The organism is Streptomyces sp. WAC 01529 (assembly GCF_003945545.1).
Classification (GTDB): Bacteria; Actinomycetota; Actinomycetes; order Streptomycetales; family Streptomycetaceae; genus Streptomyces; species Streptomyces anatolicus.
The window spans coordinates 4984094-5004773 of record NZ_CP029617.1; the positions used below are offsets into that span (position 1 = coordinate 4984094).

Below are 20680 nucleotides of genomic sequence, written 5' to 3' on the forward strand. Positions count from 1 at the left end.
GACTGACGGCGGGCCGAGCCGCGCGGCGCCGTACCGGGGACAGGGGCGCAGGGCCCCCGGTACGGCACCGGACCGCTAGCTCAGCACCGACCGCAGCTGATCAAGACCCCAGTCCAGATCCTCCTTGCTGATCACCAGCGGGGGAGCGATGCGGATCGTCGCCCCGTGCGTGTCCTTGACCAGCACCCCCCGGTCCATCAGCTTCTCCGAGACCTCCCGGCCCGTGCCGTGCGACGGGGCGATGTCGACGCCCGCCCACAGCCCGCGCCCGCGCACCTGAGTCACCTTGCCGGTCCCCGTCAGCAGCCCCAGCTCGGCGTGGAGATGGTCGCCCAGCTCCGTGGCCCGCTCCTGGAACTCGCCGGTCGACAGCATGGCGATCACCTCCAGCGCCACGGCACAGGCGAGGGGATTGCCGCCGAACGTCGACCCGTGCTCGCCCGGCCCGAACACCCCGAGCACATCGGCGTCCGCGACCACCGCCGACACCGGCACGACCCCGCCGCCGAGTGCCTTGCCCAGTACGTACACGTCCGGCACCACGCCCTCGTGCTCACACGCGAACGTACGTCCCGTCCGGCCGAGCCCCGACTGGATCTCGTCCGCCATGAAGAGCACCCCGCGCTCCCGGGTCAGCTCCCTGACCCCCGCCAGATACCCGGCGGGCGGCACGAGCACCCCGGCCTCGCCCTGGATCGGTTCGAGCAGCACCGCCACGGTGTCGTCGGTGAGCGCGGCCCGCAGCGCCGCCAGATCCCCGTACGGCACGATGTCGAAACCCGGGGTGTACGGCCCGTAGTCCGCCCGCGCCTCGGCGTCCGTGGAGAAGCTGATGATGGTCGTGGTCCGGCCGTGGAAGTTGTCGGCGGCGACGACGATCCTCGCCCGCCCGTCCGGCACGCCCTTGACCTTGTACCCCCACTTCCGCGCGGTCTTCACCGCCGTCTCGACGGCCTCCGCGCCCGTGTTCATCGGCAGCACCATCTCCTTGCCGCACAGCTCGGCCAGGCGCGTGCAGAACTCGGCGAACCGGTCGTGGTGGAAGGCCCGCGAGGTCAGCGTGACGCGGTCCAGCTGGGCCTTGGCCGCATCGACCAGCCTGCGGTTGCCGTGCCCGAAGTTGAGCGCCGAGTACCCGGCGAGCATGTCGAGGTAGCGGCGCCCCTCGACGTCGGTCATCCACGCGCCCTCGGCGGAGGCGACCACGATGGGCAGCGGATGGTAGTTGTGCGCGCTGTGCGCCTCGGCCGAGGCGATGAACTGCTCGCTGGCCGTGCGGGGAGATGGCGTACTCGACACGGGGTCTCCGTTCGTCCTGCGGCGTGAAGCGATGGTGGGCCGGTAGGCCAATTTCTATCGTCGCTCGCATCGCGGACGAAGAAACCTGCCACAACGGCGTGCCAGCTATGGTGGCCCCAACAGCACGGCGACTGGCGCACGGGGAACCGACCCCGAGGAAGCCGTGCGAAGGCAGAACCTTCGAGGTGCCGACCGCCTGGGCACCCGGGACACGACCGGACACACACCGCTCGCCCCGGAGGACGCCATGACTCCCTCTTCTTCTCCTTCCCCTTACGCTGCCGCTCAGCACCACCCCGCCCTCGCCGCCGAGGACCCCGAACTCGCCGCCCTCATCGGCGCCGAGGAACGGCTCCAGGCCGACACCCTGCGGCTGATCCCCAGCGAGAACTACGTCTCCTCCGCCGTCCTCGAAGCCTCCGGCACCGTCCTTCAGAACAAGTACAGCGAGGGCTACCCGGGCCGCCGCTACTACGAGGGCCAGCAGAACATCGACCCCGTCGAGCGCCTGGCCATCGCCCGCGCCAAGGCCCTCTTCGGCGTCGAGCACGCCAACGTCCAGCCCTACTCCGGCTCCCCGGCCAACCTCGCCGTCTACCTCGCCTTCGCCGAGCCCGGTGACACCGTGATGGGGATGGCCCTGCCCATGGGCGGCCACCTCACCCATGGCTGGGGCGTCTCCGCCACCGGCAAGTGGTTCCGCGGCGTGCAGTACGGCGTACGCCGGGACACCGGGCTCATCGACCTCGACGAGGTCCGCGACCTCGCCCTCAAGGAGCGCCCCAAGCTGATCTTCTGCGGCGGCACCGCGCTGCCCCGCACCATCGACTTCGCGGCCTTCGCCGAGATCGCCCGCGAGGCCGGCGCCGTCCTGGTCGCCGACATCGCGCACATCGCCGGACTGATCGCGGGCGGCGCCCACCCCTCACCGGTACCGCACGCCGACGTGATCTCCACGACCACCCACAAGACCCTGCGCGGTCCGCGCGGCGCGATGCTCATGGCCCGCGAGGAGCACGCCAAGGCCATCGACAAGGCGGTCTTCCCCGGCCTCCAGGGCGGCCCGCACAACCAGACCACCGCCGCCATCGCCGTCGCCCTGCACGAAGCCTCCCGGCCCTCCTTCCGCGACTACGCCCACGCGGTCGTCGCCAACGCCAAGGCCCTCGCCGAGGCCCTGCTCGCCCGCGGCTTCGACCTGGTCTCCGGCGGCACCGACAACCACCTGATCCTGATGGACCTCACCCCCAAGGACGTACCGGGCAAGATCGCCGCCAAGGCCCTGGACCGGGCCGGGATCGTCGTCAACCACAACACCGTGCCCTTCGACCCGAGGAAGCCCTTCGACCCCTCGGGCGTGCGCATCGGCACCCCCTCCCTCACCTCCCGGGGCCTCGGCACCGAGCACATGGCGGCCGTCGCCGACTGGATCGACCGCGGTGTCGCCGCCGCGCGCGCCGAGGACGAGGACGCCCTGACGAAGATCAGGGCCGAGGTCGCCGACCTGATGTCCGCCCACCCGGCCCCCGGCCTGCCCACCGACTGACGCCCGCCCGCCTGGTCGGCCTCCCGGCGGAGGTTGACCAGGTCACATCACCGCAAGCCTGTTTCCGAGCTATGAGAGTCACCTGAGAGAATGGGGCGCATGGCCTCTGAACGACCTCGTGTGCTCTCCGGAATCCAGCCCACCGCCGGCTCGTTCCACCTCGGCAACTACCTCGGCGCGGTCCGCCAGTGGGTGGCCCTCCAGGACTCCCACGACGCCTTCTACATGGTGGTCGACCTGCACGCGATCACGGTCCCGCAGGACCCCGCGGAACTGCGCGCCAACACCCGGCTCGCCGCCGCCCAGCTGCTGGCCGCCGGTCTCGACCCGGAGCGCTGCACGCTCTTCGTCCAGAGCCACGTCCCCGAGCACGCCCAGCTCGGCTGGGTCATGAACTGCCTCACCGGCTTCGGCGAGGCCTCCCGCATGACGCAGTTCAAGGACAAGTCCGCCAAGCAGGGCGCCGAGCGCGCCTCGGTCGGCCTCTTCACGTATCCGGTCCTCCAGGTCGCGGACATCCTGCTCTACCAGGCGAACGAGGTGCCGGTCGGCGAGGACCAGCGCCAGCACATCGAGCTGACCCGCGACCTCGCCGAGCGCTTCAACGGCCGCTTCGGCCAGACGTTCACGGTCCCCTCGGCGTACATCCTCAAGGAGACGGCGAAGATTTACGACCTTCAGGACCCGTCGATCAAGATGAGCAAGTCGGCGTCCACGCCGAAGGGCCTGATCAACCTCCTCGACGAGCCGAAGGCCACCGCCAAGAAGGTCAAGAGCGCCGTCACCGACACCGACACGGTGGTCCGCTACGACCTGGCCGAGAAGCCGGGCATCAGCAACCTCCTCAGCATCTACTCCACGCTCACCGGCACCGGTATCGCGGAACTGGAGCAGAAGTACGCCGGCAGGGGCTACGGTGCGCTGAAGACCGACCTCGCCGAGGTCATGGTCGAGTTCGTGACCCCGTTCCGGGACCGCACCCAGGAGTACCTGGACGACCCGGAGACGCTCGACTCGATCCTGGCCAAGGGCGCGGAGAAGGCCCGTGCCGTCGCCGCCGAGACCCTCGCGCAGGCGTACGACAAGGTGGGCTTCCTGCCCGCCAAGCACTGAGCAGCGCCCTCCCGCCCACCGGCACGACGAATCGACACGACGACAGGAGTACGACGTGGGGACCGTAACGATCGGCGTCTCGATCGCGGTCCCGGAGCCTCACGGCAGCCTGCTCCAGGAGCGGCGCGCGGGCTTCGGTGACCCCGCGGCGCACGGCATCCCCACGCACGTGACCCTGCTGCCCCCCACCGAGGTGGAGGCGTCCGCGCTGCCCGCGGTGGAGGCGCATCTCCTCTCGGTGGCGGCGGCGGGCCGCCCCTTCCCGATGCGCCTCTCGGGGACCGGCACCTTCCGCCCGCTGTCGCCCGTCGTCTTCGTGCAGGTGGTGGAGGGCGCCGCGGCCTGCTCCTGGCTCCAGGAGCGGGTGCGGGACGCGTCGGGGCCGATAGCACGCGAACTGCAGTTCCCCTATCACCCGCATGTCACGGTGGCGCACGGCATCGCCGAAGAGGCCATGGACCAGGCGTTCGAGGAACTCTCGGAGTACGAGGCCCAGTGGCCCTGCACCGGCTTCGCGCTCTACGAGCAGGGTTCCGACGGCGTCTGGCGCAAGCTGCGCGAGTTCGCCTTCGGCGGCCGCGGCCCCGTGGTGCCCCCTCAGACACCCTCCTCGCAGGCCCGGGGTACGCTGCCCGCTCGCTGACCGGGGCAGCCCTCCGGTCGACCGTGCTGGGGGGACCATGCGCAGATCAGCGGCGGCCGTCGCCGTGCTCGCCGTCGTGGCGGCGGGCTGCGGGGCGCAGGAACGTGGCGGAAACACCGACGGCAGGCCGGACGCGCCGGACAGGCCGCGCGCGGCGGGGCTCTCCTGGGCGTACGAGCGCGTCGACGAGGTGGACGGCGAGCTGATCGACGGCGCCGTCATGGCGCCGGACGACATCTGGGCCATCGGCAGCGACGGCGCCGGCACGGACGGGCGGTTCGCGCGCGGGCACCTGCTCCACTTCGACGGCGAGAAGTGGTCGCGGAAGCCGATGCCGGTCGAGGGCGACCCCGCCCTCTCGCGGCTGGAGTCCCTGGGGTCGGCGGGCATCCGGCTGACCACCGCGGAGGGGACCTCCTCGGCTCCGGAGAAGCCGCGTCACGCCCTGTGGGACGGCACCCGCTGGGGTCCCGTGCGGAACGCCCCGGCCGGTCCGCTCACCCACGTCGAGGTCATCGCCCCCGACGACGTGTGGGCGCTGCGGGGCGACGGGAAGGTCACGCACTGGGACGGCGACCGCTGGACGGTGACGCCGATGCCCGCGCAGAACGTCGTCGCCCTCGCCGGTTCGGCGCCGGACGACGTGTGGGCGGTCGGCTCCCGCACGACGGGGCCGGGCATCGGCGGCGCGGGAGGCCAGGTGTCACAGCCCGCCGCGATGCGGTACGACGGCGAGAAGTGGACGCTCACCAAGACACCGACGATGCGCTTCCCCGCCCCCGTGCCGCCCGAGCCCTTCGCGGGGTTCACGGAGATCGACGTCGCCTCCAGGACGTACGCCCTTGCCGTCGGGCAGCACTCCTTCAAGGGGTATGACGCGGAGGAAAACCCCGACCCGCGCCCCTCGTCCTTCACGCTGCGCTGGAACGGCTCCCGCTGGACGGAGGCCGAGCCGTTCCCCGGAGCGTGCGCGTACCGTCGCCCGGTCATCCGGGACGGCGACGGCGGCTTCTTCATGGACGGCAACTGGCACCTGGCCGCCGACGGCGCCTGCACCAAGATCAAGAAGCCGCGGCTGCCCGCCACCGGAGGCGTGCGCCCCGAGTCGCAGCAGCAGCTCTGGCTCAAGAGGATCGTCCCGGTGCCCGGCACGGACAAGGTGATCGGTTTTGGCACCGTCGACGTGCTCCAGAGCGGGCCGCCCGCGTCGAAGGCCGTCGTCGTCACCCTCAAGCGCTGAAGCGGCGGGCGCGGTGCCTCACAGCGGCAGGCGCCGGAACAGCGGCCTCGGCACGTGCCGCAGCGCCGACATGACCATCCGCAGCGCCCCGGGCACCCACACCGTCTCCGAGCGGCGCCGCAGACCGGTCTCGATCGCCTCCGCCACCGCCTCCGGAGTGGTCGCCATGGGCGCCTCCTCCAGGCCCACCGTCATCTTCGTGCGCACGAAGCCGGGGCGGACCACCATCACGTGCACCCCGGTGCCGTACAGCGCGTCCCCGAGGCCCTGGGCGAACGCGTCGAGGCCCGCCTTGCTGGAGCCGTAGATGAAGTTGGCGCGGCGGGCCCGCTCGCCCGCCACGGAGGAGAGCACCACCAGGGAGCCGTGCCCCTGGGACTGAAGCGCCCGCGCGCAGACCAGGCCCGCGGAGACCGCCCCGGTGTAGTTGGTCTGGGCGACGCGCACCGCGGCGAGGGGCTCGTCCTCGTCGCGTGCCTGGTCGCCGAGGACGCCGAAGGCGAGCAGCACCATGTCGATGTCGCCCTCGGCGAAGACCTTGCCGAGGTTCTCCTCGTGGGACTCGGGGTCGAGCGCGTCGAAGGCGACGGTGCGCACGTCCGCCCCCAGGTCGCGCAGCCCGGACGCGGCCTTCTCCAGGGCCGGTGAGAGGCGGCCGGCCAGCCACACCGTGCGGGTGCGGCGGGCGACGAGGCGCCGCGCGGTGGCGAGGCCGATCTCGGAGGTGCCGCCGAGGACGAGCAGGGACTGGGGGGTGCCGAAGGCGTCTTTCATGAGTACCGGTCTCCTAGAGGGCGAGGCGGCGGGAGAGGTCCGAGCGGAACACGCCGCGCGGGTCGAGATCGGCCCGCAGGGCGCGGAAGTCGTCGAGCCGGGGGTACATCGCGGCGAGCATCTCGGGCCGCAGCCGTGAGTCCTTGGCGAGGTAGACGCGCCCGTCGGCGGCGGCCACCTCCTCGTCGAGTTCGTCGAGGAAGGCGCCGAGCCCCGGCAGGTTGGCGGGGATGTCGAGGGCGAGCGTCCAGCCGGGCATCGGGAAGGAGAGCCAGCCCGGGTCGCCCTGACCGAAGCGCTTCAGGACGGCGAGGAAGGACGGGCAGCCGCGCTCCGAGATGCGCCGCACGACGCGGCGCAGGGCCTCCTCCTTGCCGTACCCGACGACGAATTGGTACTGCACGAAACCGCTGCGGCCGTAGACGCGGTTCCAGTGCGGGACGCCGTCCAGGGGGTGGAAGAAGGTGGAGATCTTCTGGAGTTCGCCGGTGCGTGAACGGGGCGCTCTGCGGTACCACAGCTCGTTGAAGAGGCCCACCGAGGTTTTGCCGAGCAGCCCCTCCGGCACGAAGGAGGGGGCGGCGGGGAGCTGTCCGGGGCGGAACGCGAGCGGGGCCCTGCGCGCGCGTGCCCGGGCCGGAAGCGCGTCCAGGGGGGCGTGGTCGCCGCGGGTGAGGACCGAGCGGCCCATGGCGGTGCCGCGCGCCAGGAGGTCGATCCAGGCGACCGAGTAGCGGTAGCGGTGGTCGGTGGCGGTGAGGCGGGCCATCAAGTCGTCGAGGTCCGTGGCGCGTTCCGTGTCGACGCTCATCAAGGAGGTCTCGACCGGCTGGAGTTGGACGGTCGCCGACAGGATGACGCCGGTCAGGCCCATGCCGCCCGCCGTGGCGTCGAAGAGCGGGGTGCCGGGCGTGACGGTGTGGACCGTGCCGTCGGCCGTGAGCACGTCCATCGAGAGGACGTGGCGGGAGAACGACCCCGAGACGTGGTGGTTCTTGCCGTGGATGTCGGCGCCGATGGCCCCGCCGACCGTCACATAGCGGGTGCCCGGCGTCACCGGCACGAACCAGCCGAGGGGGAGCAGGACTTCCATCAGGCGGTGCAGCGAGACCCCGGAGTCGCACACGACCGTGCCCGCGTCGGCGTCGATGACGCGCACCCGGTCAAGGCCCGTCATGTCGAAGACGGCACCGCCCGCGTTCTGCGCCGCGTCGCCGTAGGCCCGGCCCAGGCCCCTCGCGATGCCGCCCCGCTCGCCGCAGTCGCGTACGGCGGCCGCGGCCTCCTCCGGTGTGCGGGGTCTCACCAGCCGGGCGGTGGTCGGGGCCGTGCGGCCCCAGCCGGAGACGGACGCGGCTTCGGAAGGGGGCAGTGCGGGGGATTCGGCAGGCATGTCACCGACCGTAACGCCCCGTTAGGGATAGTTCGCCATAAATCATCAGTACTCTCACCGAAATGGGTGATTAAGGGAGTGTCATCACAAGATTGCCGGAATTATTTGAGGGTTGGCCACAAGAGTCGAGGTGTCCGGTTCCCGGCGAAAAAGGGGTCACATGTACGACATGGACCACAGGTTGCTGTCGGCCCTGCGCGACTGCGGCACCGACCCGCGCGTGGCGAGGGCCGCGCGCGCCCTCTCCTGGAGCGGCGAACACGGCGCGCTCTGGATCGCCGCGGGCCTCGTGGGCGCCGCCGCCGACCGCGAGCGGCGCGGCGCCTGGCTGCGCGGCACCGCGCTGACCGCCGCCGCCCACCTGGCGAGCATGGGCGTCAAGCGGATCGTCCGCCGCCCCCGCCCCGCGGGCCGAGCCGGTGCCGAACCCCTGGTGCGCACCGCGGGCCGGCACTCCTTCCCCAGCTCGCACGCCACTTCGGCCGCCGCCGCCACCGTCGCGTACGGCGCGCTGCGCCCCGCCGGCGCCCGTCTCGTGCCGCCGCTGGCCGCCGCGATGTGCGTCTCCCGGATGGTCGTCGGCGTCCACTACCCCTCGGACGTGGCCGCCGGCGCGGCGCTCGGCGCGCTCACTGCGCGCGTGGGGGCCGCCTGGATGAACGGGAGCCGCAGCGATGCCTGAACGTATCTCCACCGTCCTCGAACGCCCTCGTCCGCCCCAGCCCTCGAAGCCGGGCCCCATCAGCCTGCCGCTCGGCCTCCTGAAGACCGCGCGTCCGCGCCAGTGGGTGAAGAACATCCTGGTCGTCGCGGCCCCCGCGGCGGCGGGCGAACTGTTCGCACGCCACGCGCTCGTCCAACTGGCGATCGTCTTCGCGCTGTTCACGGCCGCCGCGTCCGCCGTCTACCTGATCAACGACGCGCGCGACGCGGACGCCGACCGCGCCCACCCCACCAAGTGCCGCAGACCGGTCGCGGCCGGCCAGGTGCCGGTGCCCGTCGCCTACGCCGTCGGCGGGCTCCTCGCGTTCCTCGCGCCGGTGGCCGCCTACGTCCTGTGCACCCCGCTGACGGCCGCGCTCCTGGCCGGTTACGTCTGCATGCAACTCGCCTACTGCGTCAGCCTCAAGCACGTACTCGTCGTCGACCTCACGATCGTCACGACCGGCTTCCTGATGCGCGCCATGATCGGCGGACTCGCGCTCGACATCCCGCTCTCGCGCTGGTTCCTGATCACCACGGGCTTCGGCGCGCTCTTCATGGTCTCCGCCAAGCGCTACTCCGAATCCGTCCAGATGTCCGCGCGCTCCGAGAAACTGGGCGCCACGCGCGCGTTGCTCACCGAGTACACCACCGGCTATCTCCGCTTCGTGTGGCAGCTGGCCGCCGGGGGCGCCGTCCTCGCGTACTGCCTGTGGGCCATGGAAGCGGGCGGCACCGCCAACGGCAGCCTGCTGCCCTGGCGCCAGCTGTCCATGGCGGCCTTCATCCTCGCGATCCTGCGCTACGCCGTCTTCGCCGACCGCGGCACCGCGGGCGAGCCGGAGGACGTCGTCCTGCGGGACAGGGCGCTCGCCGTGATCGGCCTCGTGTGGGTCGCGATGTACGGCCTCGCGGTCGCGAACTGGTGAGCTGGGACCGTCTCCGCGGCCGCCTGCGGTCGCTCGGACCCGAACTGCTCGGCTTCGCCGCCGCCGGGATCTGCGCGTACGCCGCCGACCTCGGCCTCTTCATCTGGCTGCGCGGACCGGTGGGCATGGACCCGCTGACCGCCAAATCGCTCTCCTTCGTGGCGGGCTGCTCCGTGGCGTACGCGGGCAACGCGCTCGGCACCTACCGGCGCAGGGCGGCAGGGGTCCCACGGCTGCGCCAGTACGCGGTCTTCTTCGCCGTCAACATCGCGGGCGCCCTCGTCCAACTGCTGTGCATCGCCGTCTCCCACTACGGCCTCGGCCTCACCTCACCGCGCGCGGACGCCGTCTCGGGCGCCGGAGTCGGCATGGCCCTCGCCACCGTGCTCAGATTCTGGGGAACCCGGACTCTGGTATTCCGCGTGGCGGGCGGGACTTCGGGCACGTCTTCGGACAGGACCGCAGGCAGGGAGGCGTCATGGACTGGCTGAAGAAGCTGCCCGGCATCGGGCCGTACATCGAGAAGGGCATGCGCACGCACGCGTGGCGCGCGTACGAACGGCTCGACGGCGTCCACTGGACCCGCCTCGCGGCCGCGATGACGTTCATCAGCTTCCTGGCACTCTTCCCGCTGATCACCGTCGGCGCCGCGATCGCCGCGGCCACGCTCACCAAGAAGCAGCAGAACACCCTTGAGGACAAGCTCTCCGAGCAGGTCCCCGGCATCTCCGACCAGCTGAACCTCGACGCCCTGGTCGCCAACGCGGGCACCGTCGGCCTCGTCGCGGGCGCCCTGCTGCTCTTCACCGGCATCGGCTGGGTCGGCTCGATGCGGGAGTGCCTGCGGGCCGTCTGGGAGCTGCCGGACGAGGACGAGAACCCCTTCCTCGGCAAGGTCAAGGACGCCGGGGTGCTCATCGGGCTCGGCGGCGCGGGCCTCGCCTCCTTCGCCGCCTCCGCGCTCGCCTCGACCGCGGTCGGCTGGACCGCCGACCTCTTCGGCATCGACGAGACCGGCTGGGGAACGGCCCTGCTCCAGGCCATCGCGTTCGCCATCGCCGTCCTCGCGGACTTCCTGCTGCTCCTCTACGTCCTGACGCTGCTGCCCGGCGTCCAGCCGCACCGGCGCGACCTCATCACCGCGGGACTGATCGGCGCGGCCGGCTTCGAACTGCTCAAACTGCTGCTCGGCGGCTATATGAAGGGCGTCGCCGCCAAGAGCATGTACGGCGCCTTCGGTGTGCCCGTCGCGCTGCTCCTGTGGATCAACTTCACCGCGAAGCTGCTGCTCTTCTGCGCCGCCTGGACGGCGACGCGGAAGGCCTCACGCGCGACGGACGGCTCCTCCGCGGAGTCCGCCACGGAGTCCGCCACAGAGGAGGAGACGCCCGCCGTCAGTCCTGACCCGGGCGACGGCCGGACTGGCCGGGCAGCGGCATCCGGCGCCTGACGACGAAGACACCCGCGGCGAGCACCGCGATCACACCGCCCGTCACCGCGAGCGCGACGCCCATGCCGCCCGCCCCGTCGTCGGAGCCGTGCGCCATGTTCGCGGCGGCCGACCCGCTCCCGCCGCCGCCCGGAGCGCCCTTGCCCGCACCCGTGGACCCCTTCGGCGCGACCAGCTGACCCACCGGGTCGACCTTGCCCGCGGCCTTGAAGCCCCAGTCGAAGAGCCGTTCGGTCTCCTTGTAGACGGCGTGGGCCTCCCCGGAGGAGGGGTTCATGACGGTGACGAGAAGGACCTTGCCGCCGCGCTCGGCGACACCGGTGAAGGTGTTTCCCGCGTTCGTGGTGCTGCCGTTCTTGACGCCCGCGATGCCCTTGTACGGGCTGAGGCCGAGGTCACCGGTGAGCAGGCGGTTGGTGTTCTGGATGCCGAAGGACCCGCGCTTCGTCTTGCCCTTGTCCTTGCCCTTGGTGATCTTCTTGGTCTCGCCGGGGAACTGGGCGGTGGCCGTCGAGCAGTACTCCCGGAAGTCCTTCTTCTGCAGCCCGGAGCGGGCGAACAGCGTCAGGTCGTACGCCGACGAGACCTGCCCCTTGGCGTCGTAACCGTCCGGCGAGACCACGTGGGTGTCCAGGGCCTGGAGGTTCTCGGCGTGCTTCTGCATGTCCTCGACGGTCTTGTCGACGCCGTCGTTCATCGCGGACAGGACGTGCACCGCGTCGTTGCCGGACCGCAGGAAGACACCGAGCCACAGGTCGTGGACGGAGTACGTCTCGTTCTCCTTGATGCCGACCATGCTGCTGCCCGCGCCGATGCCCTCCAGGTCGGAGAGGGCGACCTTGTGCTTCTGCGTCTTGGGGAACTTCGGCAGGACCGTGTCCGCGAAGAGCATCTTCAGGGTGCTCGCCGGGGGCAGCCGCCAGTGCGCGTTGTGCGCGGCCAGGACCTCGCCCGACTCCGCGTCCGAGACGATCCAGGAACGCGCCGACAGGTCCTTGGGCAGCACCGGGGCGCCCGCCTTGAGCTTCACCTGGGTGCCCGGCTTGCCGAGCAGGGGGCCGCCGACCGTCGACATCGAGGCGGGCGGCTGCGGCTTGTCCTTGTCCTTCGGCTCGCCGTCCGCGAAGGCGGGCGCGGTGGTCGACACGGTCAGCAACGTCGCGGAAGCGAGCAGCACGGCGGCTTTTTTGGAGGCAGGCACGGACGAGAACGTACAGGGCCGGCTCAGGGGGTTCGCCGCCGAGGTCCGCTGTGTTCCGTCGTCCCCACCCCGGCGGCGAGGGGCGAGGAACCCTCGCGATACTGAACGTATGAAGCTCAGCCGCCCTGTCTCCTGGTTCCTGCTCGCCTTCGGGGTGTGGAGCTGGTTCATCTGGATCACTTTCGTCAAGAACCTGTGGAAGGACGGCAGCGGGCTCGCCTTCGATGACGCGGGCGACCCGACCGGGTACTTCTGGGTGCACCTGACGCTCGCCGTTGTCTCCTTTGTCTTGGGGACGGTGGTAGGGACCATCGGGTTCCGTGGAATCCGCGCACTGCGCCGTACGTCATAGCCGTGGCCGTCATCGCGGTCCTCGTGGGCCTCGCCGTCCTCGCGGCCTTCGCCGTACTCCACTGGTACGTGTGGCGCCGCCTCGTGCGGGACACCACGGCCGGGCCGGGGCCCGCCCGGCGCGCGGGCACGGTGCTCTTCGTCGCCGCCCCGCTCCTGATGTTCGGCGCGCTCGTCGCCGAGCGGTCCGGGGCACCCTTCCTGCTGCAACAGGTGCTCGCCTGGCCGGGCTTCCTCTGGCTGGCCCTCGCGCTCTACCTGCTGCTCGCGGTGCTCGTGGGGGAGTTGGCGCGTCCGCTGGTGCGGCGGTGGGCGGAGCGGGGGGAACGTACGCCCTCCGTAGAGGCCGGTTCCGAGGCGGCCCTCTCCGAAGAGCCCGCCCAAGTCCCGGCGCCGGAACCCGCCCCCTCCCGCCGCCTCTTCGTCTCCCGTGTCGTCGGGGGCGCCGCCGCTGCCGCCGCTGTGGGGACCGTCGGCTACGGGACGTACGGCGTCCTGCGCGGCCCCAAGGTGAAGCGCGTCACCGTGCCGCTGGCCAAGCTGGCGCGCGGGGCGCACGGATACCGGATCGCCGTGGTCAGCGACATCCACCTCGGGCCGATCCTCGGGCGCGGTTTCACCCAGCGCGTGGTCGACACCATCAACGCCACGCAGCCCGATCTGATCGCCGTCGTCGGCGACTTGGTGGACGGCAGTGTCGAGGACCTCGGCCCGGCCGCGGCCCCGCTCGCCGGGCTGCGGGCGCGGCACGGCGCGTACTTCGTGACGGGCAACCACGAGTACTTCTCCGGGGCCGAGCAGTGGGTCGACCACGTACGTGAACTCGGCCTGCGCCCGCTGCGCAACGCCCGCACCGAACTGCCCTGGTTCGACCTCGCGGGCGTCGACGACGTGGCGGGCGAGGACGAGGGCAAGGGCCCGGACTTCACCAGGGCACTGGGCGACCGGGACCGTTCACGGGCGTCCGTGCTCCTCGCGCACCAGCCGGTCGTCATCCACGACGCCGTCGAACACGGCGTCGACCTCCAGCTCTCCGGCCACACGCACGGCGGCCAGCTGTGGCCGGGCAACCTCGTCGCGGACCTGGCCAACCCGACCCTCGCGGGCCTGGAGCGGTACGGCGACACGCAGCTCTATGTGACGCGGGGCGCGGGCGCCTGGGGCCCGCCGGTACGGGTCGGGGCGCCCTCGGACATCACGGTGGTGGAACTGGCCGCACGGGGCGCCTGAGCCCTCAGGAACTGCGCGCCAGCTCCGGCCGCTTGAGGTAGTCCGTGAAGCCGGTGATGTTGCCCCACGGATCGGCGATCTCCACCGTCCACCCGGTGGCGACGGAGAACGGCTCGGCGAGCAGCACGATCCCCGCCTCCGCGAGTGCCCGGCCCTTGGCGCGGGCGTCCGGCACCTCCAGCCAGACGCGGGGCGAGGGCCACGGCGGCGTACGCGGCACGATGCCGTCCTCCACGCGCAGCAGCACGCCCGGGGTCTCCTTGCCGACCTTCAGGATGGCGAGCCCGATCTCGTCGAGCCGGAACGAGACCGGGAACCCGGCCCGTTCGTAGAACCCGACGGCCTCGCCCAGATCGCCGACGGGAAACAGGACGTTGTCGAAGCCGAGCAGTTCCGCGGCGGGGTCGGCGGTGAGCTGGTCAACGGACAGGCCGACCGACTGGTTGTCTGACATTCCGTCAGCGTAGGACGGTGCCCGCCGTCCGGGCGCAGACGCGCGAGAGCGACGCCGCGACCGCCCCCATCTGGCCCGCACCGGGGACGTGCCGGGGACGCGCTGTGGGCCCCGCTCCTCGAAAGGAGCGGGGCCCACAGGGACGTACAGACGGCGAGCAGATCAGAAGCGACGCGTGATCAGCGCGCGCTTGACCTCCTGGATCGCCTTGGTGACCTCGATGCCACGCGGGCACGCGTCCGTGCAGTTGAACGTCGTGCGGCAACGCCACACGCCGTCCTTGTCGTTCAGGATCTCCAGGCGCTGCTCACCCGCCTCGTCACGCGAGTCGAAGATGAAGCGGTGCGCGTTGACGATCGCGGCCGGGCCGAAGTACTGCCCGTCGTTCCAGAACACCGGGCACGAGGACGTGCACGCGGCGCACAGGATGCACTTCGTCGTGTCGTCGAAGCGCTCGCGGTCCTCGGCGGACTGCAGACGCTCGCGCGTCGGCTCGTTGCCCTTCGTGACGAGGAACGGCATCACGTCGCGGTACGCCTGGAAGAACGGGTCCATGTCGACGACCAGGTCCTTCAGGACCGTCAGACCCTTGATGGGCTCGACCGTGATCGGCTTGCCCGGGTTGATGTCCTTGATCAGGGTCTTGCAGGCGAGACGGTTCTTGCCGTTGATCCGCATGGCGTCCGAGCCGCAGATGCCGTGCGCGCAGGAGCGACGGAACGTCAGCGTGCCGTCCATGTCCCACTTGACCTTGTGGAGGGCGTCGAGGACACGCTCCTTGGGGTCGATCTCCAGCTGGAAGTCTTCCCAGGTGGCGTCCGCCGAGACCTCGGGGTTGAAGCGGCGGACACGCAGGGTGATCGTGATGTACGGGGAGTCGGCGAAGCCCGCCTCGGGCTTGACGTCTTCCTTGTCGAGGGTCGGGGTTGCCATCAGTACTTACGCTCCATCGGCTGGTAGCGGGTCTGGACGACCGGCTTGTAGTCGAGACGGATCGTCTCCGTGCCGTCGTCGCCGACCTCGCGGTACGCCATGGTGTGGCGCATGAAGTTGACGTCGTCGCGGTTCGGGAAGTCCTCGCGGTAGTGACCGCCGCGGGATTCCTTGCGGGCGAGCGCGGACTGCGCCATGACCTCGGCCAGGTCGAGCAGGTTGCCCAGCTCGATGGCCTCCAGGAGGTCGGTGTTGAACCGCTTGCCCTTGTCCTGGATCGAGACGTTGAGGTAGCGCTCGCGCAGCTCCGCGATCTTCTCGACCGCCGTCTTGATCGTCTGCTCGGTGCGGAAGACCATGACGTTGGCGTCCATGGTCTCCTGCAGCTCCTTGCGCAGCTCGGCGACCCGCTCGGTGCCCGTGGCGTCACGCAGGCGCTCGACCTGGGAGACGACCAGCTCCTGCGCGTTCTCCGGAAGCTCGACGAAGTCGCTCTTCGCGGCGTACTCGGCGGCGGCGATGCCCGCGCGCTTGCCGAAGACGTTGATGTCCAGGAGCGAGTTGGTGCCGAGGCGGTTGGCGCCGTGCACGGACACGCAGGCCACCTCGCCCGCCGCGTACAGACCCGGGACGACCGTCGTGTTGTCCGCGAGGACCTCACCCTCGACGTTCGTCGGGATGCCGCCCATGGCGTAGTGCGCGGTCGGCTGGATCGGGATCGGGTCCGTGTAGGGCTCGATGCCGAGGTACGTGCGCGCGAACTCGGTGATGTCCGGGAGCTTGGCGTCCAGCTGCTCCGGCGGGAGGTGCGTGAGGTCGAGGTAGACGTGGTCGCCCTCGGGACCGCAGCCGCGGCCCTCACGGATCTCCGTGTAGATGGAGCGCGAGACGACGTCACGGGAGGCGAGGTCCTTCATGACCGGCGCGTACTTCTCCATGAAGCGCTCGCCGTCCTTGTTGCGCAGGATGCCGCCCTCACCGCGGGCGCCCTCCGTCAGCAGGATGCCCATGCGCCAGATGCCGGTCGGGTGGAACTGGAAGAACTCCATGTCCTCCAGCGGGATCCCGCGCCGGTAGCAGGCCGCCTGGCCGTCGCCGGTGAGCGTGTGCGCGTTCGAGGTCACCTTGAAGAACTTGCCGGTGCCGCCGGACGCGTAGATCACGGACTTGGCCTGGAAGATGTGGATCTCGCCGGTGGCCAGCTCGTACGCGACGACGCCCGCGCTCTTCTTGACCCCGTCCACCTCGACGATGATCTGGTCGAGGACGTAGAACTCGTTGAAGAACTCCACGCCCTCCTTGACGCAGTTCTGGTAGAGCGTCTGGAGGATCATGTGGCCGGTGCGGTCGGCCGCGTAGCAGGACCGGCGCACGGCGGCCTCGCCGTGGTTGCGCGTGTGACCGCCGAAGCGGCGCTGGTCGATGGTGCCGTCCGGGGTGCGGTTGAACGGCAGGCCCATCTTCTCCAGGTCGAGGACCGCGTCGATGGCCTCCTTCGCCAGGATCTCGGCGGCGTCCTGGTCGACCAGGTAGTCGCCGCCCTTGATCGTGTCGAAGGTGTGCCACTCCCAGTTGTCCTCCTCCACGTTGGCGAGCGCGGCGGCCATGCCGCCCTGCGCGGCGCCCGTGTGGGAGCGGGTGGGGTACAGCTTGGTGAGCACGGCGGTGCGGCTGCGCTTCGTCGCCTCGATGGCGGCGCGCATGCCGGCGCCGCCCGCGCCGACGATGACGGTGTCGTACTTGTGAATCTTCACTGAGGTCGCCTCGGCTTTAGCGGATGTTCGGGTCGAAGGTGAAGATCACCAGCGTGCCCAGAAGGATGGTGAACACCGTGGCGGTGTACAGCAGGCCCTTGAGCCACAGACGCGTGTTCGGACGCTCGGCGTAGTCGTTGATGACCGTGCGCAGGCCGTTGGCGCCGTGCAGCATCGCGAGCCACAGCATCAGCAGGTCCCAGACCTGCCAGAACGGCGAGGCCCAGCGGCCCGCGACGAACGCGAAGCCGATCTTCGATACGCCGCCGTCGAGCACCAGCTGGATCAGCAGGTGGCCGAGGACGAGGACGACCAGGACGACACCGGACAGGCGCATGAAGAGCCATGCGGCCATCTCGAAGTTGCCGCGGGTCGAGCGCGGGGTCTTGGAGGTGCGCTTGCGCGGCGCCTCGATGAGGGGGGCCGGGTGGTCCACGTCGTAGAGCGAGGCACCCTCGACGGGGCCGACGCCGGACGTGCCGGACTTATCGAGCGTGGTGTCAGCAGACATGTCTGGCGTCAGCTCCCGAAGACTTCGCGGACGGCGTGGCCGAGGATCGGGTAAAGGGCCCCGACCATCAGGACGACCCAGATGCCGACGACGGTCCAGAGCATCTGCTTCTGGTAGCGGGGCCCCTTCGACCAGAAGTCGACGGCGATGACGCGCAGGCCGTTGAGTGCGTGGAAGAGGATGGCGGCGACCAGGCCGTACTCGAGGAGTGCGACGATCGGCGTCTTGTAGGTGCTGACGACGTCGTCGTACGCCTCGGGGGAGACGCGGACGAGAGCGGTGTCCAGCACATGCACGAACAGGAAGAAGAAGATGAGGACGCCGGTGACTCGATGAGCCACCCAGGACCACATTCCTTCCCGGCCGCGGTACAGCGTTCCAGCCGGCACGGAAGTTCCTCCGGGAGCGGGGATTGGGGCCGGCCGCCAGTCTTCTAACTAAAGAAGAAGCAGCTCTGTCGGACGAGCCCGGCCGGGTACGGTCCACCGGCCGCTCGTCATCGTATCGACGAGTCGTTGCCAGCCCTGCGTCGGGTCCACTGGTGCGGTCAAACAGGCAATCAAACAGGCACGTACGGGCTATCGGGGCGGGCCTGCGGGCGCTCGTCCCGGGCGGGGGCCTCGGGGGCCTCGGCGGCCGCGTGGGTGCGGGTGAGGCGGGTGAGACGGCCCCGGGCCAGGCGGCGCAGCTCCTCGGCGGCGATGGCGCGTTCCTCCTCGGGATCGTTGCCGAGGCGTGACCGAACGGCGCTGAGCAGGTGGTCCAGGGCCTCGGCGCGGGCGACGTCGTCGAGGCAGACCACGAACGTGTGGCCGAAGCGGCTCTCGTACGCGGCGTGGGCGGCGCGGAGCGCGGTGTGCGCGGCGGTGTACGTGCCGTGGGGCGGCGCCGCCGGGTACTCGTGGGCCAGGGCCTCGGCGAGGTCGCCGGGGGAGAGGTCGTACGCGGCTTCGTCGCCGGCGGCGAGCAGGGCGTCGAGGTCGGGGTAGGGCCGGTGCTCGGCGACGCGGCGGGCCCAGCGGAGGCTGCCGATGCAGGTGAGGAGCGCGGCCTCGGCCTCGCGGGGCGTGGCGGAGTTCAGCTGTTCCGGCGTGGCGAGCGGGCCGACGGCGTGGGGCCGGAGGGAACGGTGCGGGGACAGCGGGCGCTCCTGGGCAGGGGGCGGTTGGGGACGGGTGGGGGGAGGGGTCGTTCGGGCGCGCGGGCGTGTGCGGGTGGTGTGGGTGGTGAAGGTGGGGCGTGTGTGGGGTGCTCGTAACGGTAGCGAGCGGGTGGAGAAAGCGTCCGGAGGATGGCCGGATTTCACCTGGATGGGCGAGTTTCGTTGCTCGGTGTGGACGGGTGGCTCGCGGGGGCGCGTCGTAGCGTGGCTGTATGGCTGTTACTTCTGGTGCGGTTCGGGGGCAACGGTTTTGGCTCGGGACGCCTTGGGGTGACGGGCCCTGTCCCGCCGCTTCGAGGCGGATGTTCCCCACCCACCCACCCGTTTGCCCGGCGCTGGCGTCGGCGCGGAGGGCGCTGTGAGGCGGGGAGGCCTCCTGGGGAGTGGAGGTGTTGTTGTTGCGGGGGTGCTTGTTCTGGGGGTTGCTCTGGGGTGTGGTGGGGGCTCTTCCGGGGGGTCCGCGCCGGTTACGGCGGGGACCTCCGTGCCGGAATCGTCGGGCGCCACCACATCCGCTCCCTGGGACGCGCAGTCGCCTCCGGCGAGGCCCCGCGAGAGTTACCCCGTCTCCAGGGCCCCGGCCACCATCCCCGCCGTGCGCGAGCACACCGCCGCCCGCGGCCCCGGCTGGCGCCCCGCCGAGGACAAGGCCCGCGTGGTCGTCCGCGACAAGGGCCTCGCCGACGAGGGCCGCCTCCTCGCGGGCGAGCTGCGGCTGAAGTACGCCGGTGAGGACAGGCCCCGTCAGGGGGACGTGGAGCTGGCGCTCAGCGAGGGGGACGGGCAGGGGCCCGAGTCGTACACCCTCACCGTCAAGGACCGCCGGGTCCGCATCACCGCCCCCGCCGAGGCCGGCGTCTTCTACGGGACCCGCACCCTCAAGCAGGAGGTGAAGGGCGGCAGGACGGCCCCCGAGGGCACCGTGCGGGACCGGCCCGCCAAACCGCGCCGCGGCCTTATGCTCGACATAGCCCGCAAGCACTTCGACGCCGCGTGGATAGAGGACCGGATACGCGAGCTGGGCGACCTGAAGTTCAACCAGCTCGGCCTGCACTTCTCCGACGACCAGGCCTTCCGTGTCGCCTCCGACTCGCATCCCGAGATCGTCTCCTCCGACCACCTCACCAAGGACCAGGTCCGCCGCATCCTGAAGCTGGCCGCGAGCCGCCACATCACCGTCGTGCCGGAGATCGACTCGCCGGGCCACCTCGGCGCGGTCATCCGGCAGCACCCCTCCCTCCAGCTCCGTGACGCCCGGGGCGTCGCCACCCCCGGCGCGGTCGACATAGCGAACCCGGCAGCCGCCGAGATCGTCGACGACCTCTTGAAGGAGTACGCGGAACTCTTCCCCGGCCGCCACTGGCACCTCGGCGCCGACGAGTACCGCGCCCTCACGGTCGAGGACCCCGAGACCTCCTACCCCCGCCTTGCCGCCGCCGCCCGCGAGCGGTACGGGCCCGACGGCCGCGTGCGGGACCTGGCGACCGGCTGGCTCAACGACCGGGCCGAAACCGTCCGCCCGCACGGGAAGAAGCCGCAGGCGTGGAACGACGGCTTCTTCCCCGGCGGGCAGGCCCAGGCGGCCGACGACATCGAGGTCGCGTACTGGACGGGCAAGGAGATCGGCGCCCGCGACCCCGTGGAGTATCTGAAGGACGGGCGCGATCTCATCAACTACAACGACGAGTACCTGTACTACGTCCTCGGGCAGCCCAACGACTTCCGCTATCCGACCGGGCAGCGGATATACGAGAGCTGGACCCCGCTGGTGCTCCGCGGCACCCGGCCGGTGAGCGCGGAGTACGACGACCAGATCCTCGGCGGCTCGTTCGCGGTCTGGTGCGACCTCGCCGGATCGCAGACGCAGGAGCAGGTCGCCCAGGGCATCCGCATGCCGCTCGCGGCCACCGCCCAGAAGCTGTGGGACCCGCGAAAGCCCGCGCTCACGTGGAACGACTTCGTGAAACTCGCTGGTACGGTCCATTAGCCGCCGCG

21 protein-coding genes and 1 riboswitch are annotated in these 20680 nt (G+C 71.1%); of the genes, 11 read left to right on the plus strand and 10 right to left on the minus strand.

Going from position 1 to position 20680, the window contains the following annotated elements; genetic code table 11:
• Nucleotides 1-75: 75 nt before the first annotated feature.
• Nucleotides 76-1299 carry an ornithine--oxo-acid transaminase gene (rocD, locus tag DMA15_RS22580; protein WP_125514564.1) on the minus strand — a complete coding sequence of 408 codons (1224 nt, stop codon included), beginning with the start codon at nucleotides 1297-1299 and terminating at the stop codon, nucleotides 76-78.
• Nucleotides 1300-1416: 117 nt separating this feature from the next.
• Nucleotides 1417-1508, plus strand: a riboswitch (ZMP/ZTP riboswitch).
• A gap of 38 nt (nucleotides 1509-1546) precedes the next feature.
• Between rocD and glyA the strand changes: the two genes are divergently transcribed.
• The 4 genes from glyA (at nucleotide 1547) to DMA15_RS22600 (ending at nucleotide 5841) form a co-directional block, all read left to right on the plus strand.
• On the plus strand, nucleotides 1547-2845 hold the full coding sequence (glyA, locus tag DMA15_RS22585) for a serine hydroxymethyltransferase (RefSeq protein ID WP_125514565.1): 1299 nt from the start codon (nucleotides 1547-1549) through the stop codon (nucleotides 2843-2845).
• A gap of 99 nt (nucleotides 2846-2944) precedes the next feature.
• Complete coding sequence (gene trpS, locus DMA15_RS22590; protein WP_125514566.1) at nucleotides 2945-3958, plus strand: tryptophan--tRNA ligase; 1014 nt, start codon at nucleotides 2945-2947, stop codon at nucleotides 3956-3958.
• 55 nt (nucleotides 3959-4013) lie between these two features.
• On the plus strand, nucleotides 4014-4601 hold the full coding sequence (locus DMA15_RS22595; protein ID WP_125514567.1) for a 2'-5' RNA ligase family protein: 588 nt from the start codon (nucleotides 4014-4016) through the stop codon (nucleotides 4599-4601).
• 37 nt (nucleotides 4602-4638) lie between these two features.
• Entirely contained in the window at nucleotides 4639-5841 is a 1203-nt protein-coding gene (locus tag DMA15_RS22600; RefSeq protein WP_125514568.1) for a hypothetical protein, read from the plus strand.
• Between the two features lie 18 nt (nucleotides 5842-5859).
• Here the strand turns inward: DMA15_RS22600 and DMA15_RS22605 are convergent, their stop codons facing one another.
• Both DMA15_RS22605 and DMA15_RS22610 read right to left on the minus strand, forming a co-directional pair.
• Complete coding sequence (locus DMA15_RS22605) at nucleotides 5860-6615, minus strand: decaprenylphospho-beta-D-erythro-pentofuranosid-2-ulose 2-reductase (RefSeq protein ID WP_125514569.1); 756 nt, start codon at nucleotides 6613-6615, stop codon at nucleotides 5860-5862.
• 13 nt (nucleotides 6616-6628) lie between these two features.
• Nucleotides 6629-8008: an FAD-binding oxidoreductase gene (locus DMA15_RS22610; RefSeq protein WP_125514570.1), complete on the minus strand. Its 1380-nt coding sequence runs from the start codon at nucleotides 8006-8008 to the stop codon at nucleotides 6629-6631.
• Nucleotides 8009-8168: 160 nt separating this feature from the next.
• Between DMA15_RS22610 and DMA15_RS22615 the strand changes: the two genes are divergently transcribed.
• From DMA15_RS22615 to DMA15_RS22630, 4 genes are read left to right on the plus strand one after another with little or no spacing between them, the layout of a single operon-like run.
• Nucleotides 8169-8690, plus strand: coding sequence for a phosphatase PAP2 family protein (locus tag DMA15_RS22615; protein WP_125514571.1), 522 nt, complete (start codon nucleotides 8169-8171; stop codon nucleotides 8688-8690).
• A complete protein-coding gene (locus DMA15_RS22620; protein ID WP_125514572.1) occupies nucleotides 8683-9639 on the plus strand; it encodes a decaprenyl-phosphate phosphoribosyltransferase in 957 nt (318 codons plus the stop codon). Before DMA15_RS22615 ends, DMA15_RS22620 begins: the two co-directional genes overlap by 8 nt.
• Complete coding sequence (locus DMA15_RS22625) at nucleotides 9636-10130, plus strand: GtrA family protein (protein WP_206302794.1); 495 nt, start codon at nucleotides 9636-9638, stop codon at nucleotides 10128-10130. Before DMA15_RS22620 ends, DMA15_RS22625 begins: the two co-directional genes overlap by 4 nt.
• Nucleotides 10118-11089, plus strand: coding sequence for a YihY/virulence factor BrkB family protein (locus DMA15_RS22630; protein ID WP_125514573.1), 972 nt, complete (start codon nucleotides 10118-10120; stop codon nucleotides 11087-11089). Before DMA15_RS22625 ends, DMA15_RS22630 begins: the two co-directional genes overlap by 13 nt.
• Here DMA15_RS22630 and DMA15_RS22635 read toward each other — a convergent pair.
• Nucleotides 11034-12290 carry a D-alanyl-D-alanine carboxypeptidase gene (locus tag DMA15_RS22635; protein ID WP_346428919.1) on the minus strand — a complete coding sequence of 419 codons (1257 nt, stop codon included), beginning with the start codon at nucleotides 12288-12290 and terminating at the stop codon, nucleotides 11034-11036. The two genes, DMA15_RS22630 and DMA15_RS22635, sit on opposite strands and share 56 nt — an antisense overlap.
• A gap of 109 nt (nucleotides 12291-12399) precedes the next feature.
• Here DMA15_RS22635 and DMA15_RS22640 point away from each other — a divergent pair, with 109 nt between their 5' ends.
• Together DMA15_RS22640 and DMA15_RS22645 are read left to right on the plus strand one after the other, a co-directional pair.
• A complete protein-coding gene (locus DMA15_RS22640; protein WP_125514575.1) occupies nucleotides 12400-12642 on the plus strand; it encodes a hypothetical protein in 243 nt (80 codons plus the stop codon).
• Between the two features lie 2 nt (nucleotides 12643-12644).
• Nucleotides 12645-13871: a metallophosphoesterase gene (locus DMA15_RS22645; RefSeq protein WP_125514576.1), complete on the plus strand. Its 1227-nt coding sequence runs from the start codon at nucleotides 12645-12647 to the stop codon at nucleotides 13869-13871.
• 4 nt (nucleotides 13872-13875) lie between these two features.
• Here DMA15_RS22645 and DMA15_RS22650 read toward each other — a convergent pair whose 3' ends face one another.
• The 6 genes from DMA15_RS22650 to DMA15_RS22675 form a co-directional block, all read right to left on the minus strand.
• Nucleotides 13876-14325 carry a VOC family protein gene (locus DMA15_RS22650; RefSeq protein ID WP_125514577.1) on the minus strand — a complete coding sequence of 150 codons (450 nt, stop codon included), beginning with the start codon at nucleotides 14323-14325 and terminating at the stop codon, nucleotides 13876-13878.
• 162 nt (nucleotides 14326-14487) lie between these two features.
• Nucleotides 14488-15258 (minus strand): succinate dehydrogenase iron-sulfur subunit, encoded by a 771-nt coding sequence (locus tag DMA15_RS22655; protein WP_125514578.1) that lies wholly within the window; start codon nucleotides 15256-15258, stop codon nucleotides 14488-14490.
• A complete protein-coding gene (gene sdhA / locus DMA15_RS22660; RefSeq protein ID WP_125514579.1) occupies nucleotides 15258-17012 on the minus strand; it encodes a succinate dehydrogenase flavoprotein subunit in 1755 nt (584 codons plus the stop codon). Before sdhA ends, DMA15_RS22655 begins: the two co-directional genes overlap by 1 nt.
• 16 nt (nucleotides 17013-17028) lie before the next feature.
• Nucleotides 17029-17523: a succinate dehydrogenase hydrophobic membrane anchor subunit gene (locus DMA15_RS22665; protein ID WP_125514580.1), complete on the minus strand. Its 495-nt coding sequence runs from the start codon at nucleotides 17521-17523 to the stop codon at nucleotides 17029-17031.
• An 8-nt stretch (nucleotides 17524-17531) separates the two neighbouring features.
• Nucleotides 17532-17912, minus strand: coding sequence for a succinate dehydrogenase, cytochrome b556 subunit (gene sdhC, locus DMA15_RS22670; RefSeq protein ID WP_125514581.1), 381 nt, complete (start codon nucleotides 17910-17912; stop codon nucleotides 17532-17534).
• Nucleotides 17913-18082: 170 nt separating this feature from the next.
• The gene (locus DMA15_RS22675; protein WP_240660244.1) at nucleotides 18083-18604 is read right to left on the minus strand and encodes a 2-oxo-4-hydroxy-4-carboxy-5-ureidoimidazoline decarboxylase; all 522 of its coding nucleotides are present in this window, start codon (nucleotides 18602-18604) and stop codon (nucleotides 18083-18085) included.
• A 439-nt stretch (nucleotides 18605-19043) separates the two neighbouring features.
• On the opposite strand from DMA15_RS22675, the gene DMA15_RS22680 reads away from it, so the two are divergent.
• The gene (locus tag DMA15_RS22680) at nucleotides 19044-20672 is read left to right on the plus strand and encodes a glycoside hydrolase family 20 protein (protein WP_125514582.1); all 1629 of its coding nucleotides are present in this window, start codon (nucleotides 19044-19046) and stop codon (nucleotides 20670-20672) included.
• Nucleotides 20673-20680: the final 8 nt, after the last annotated feature.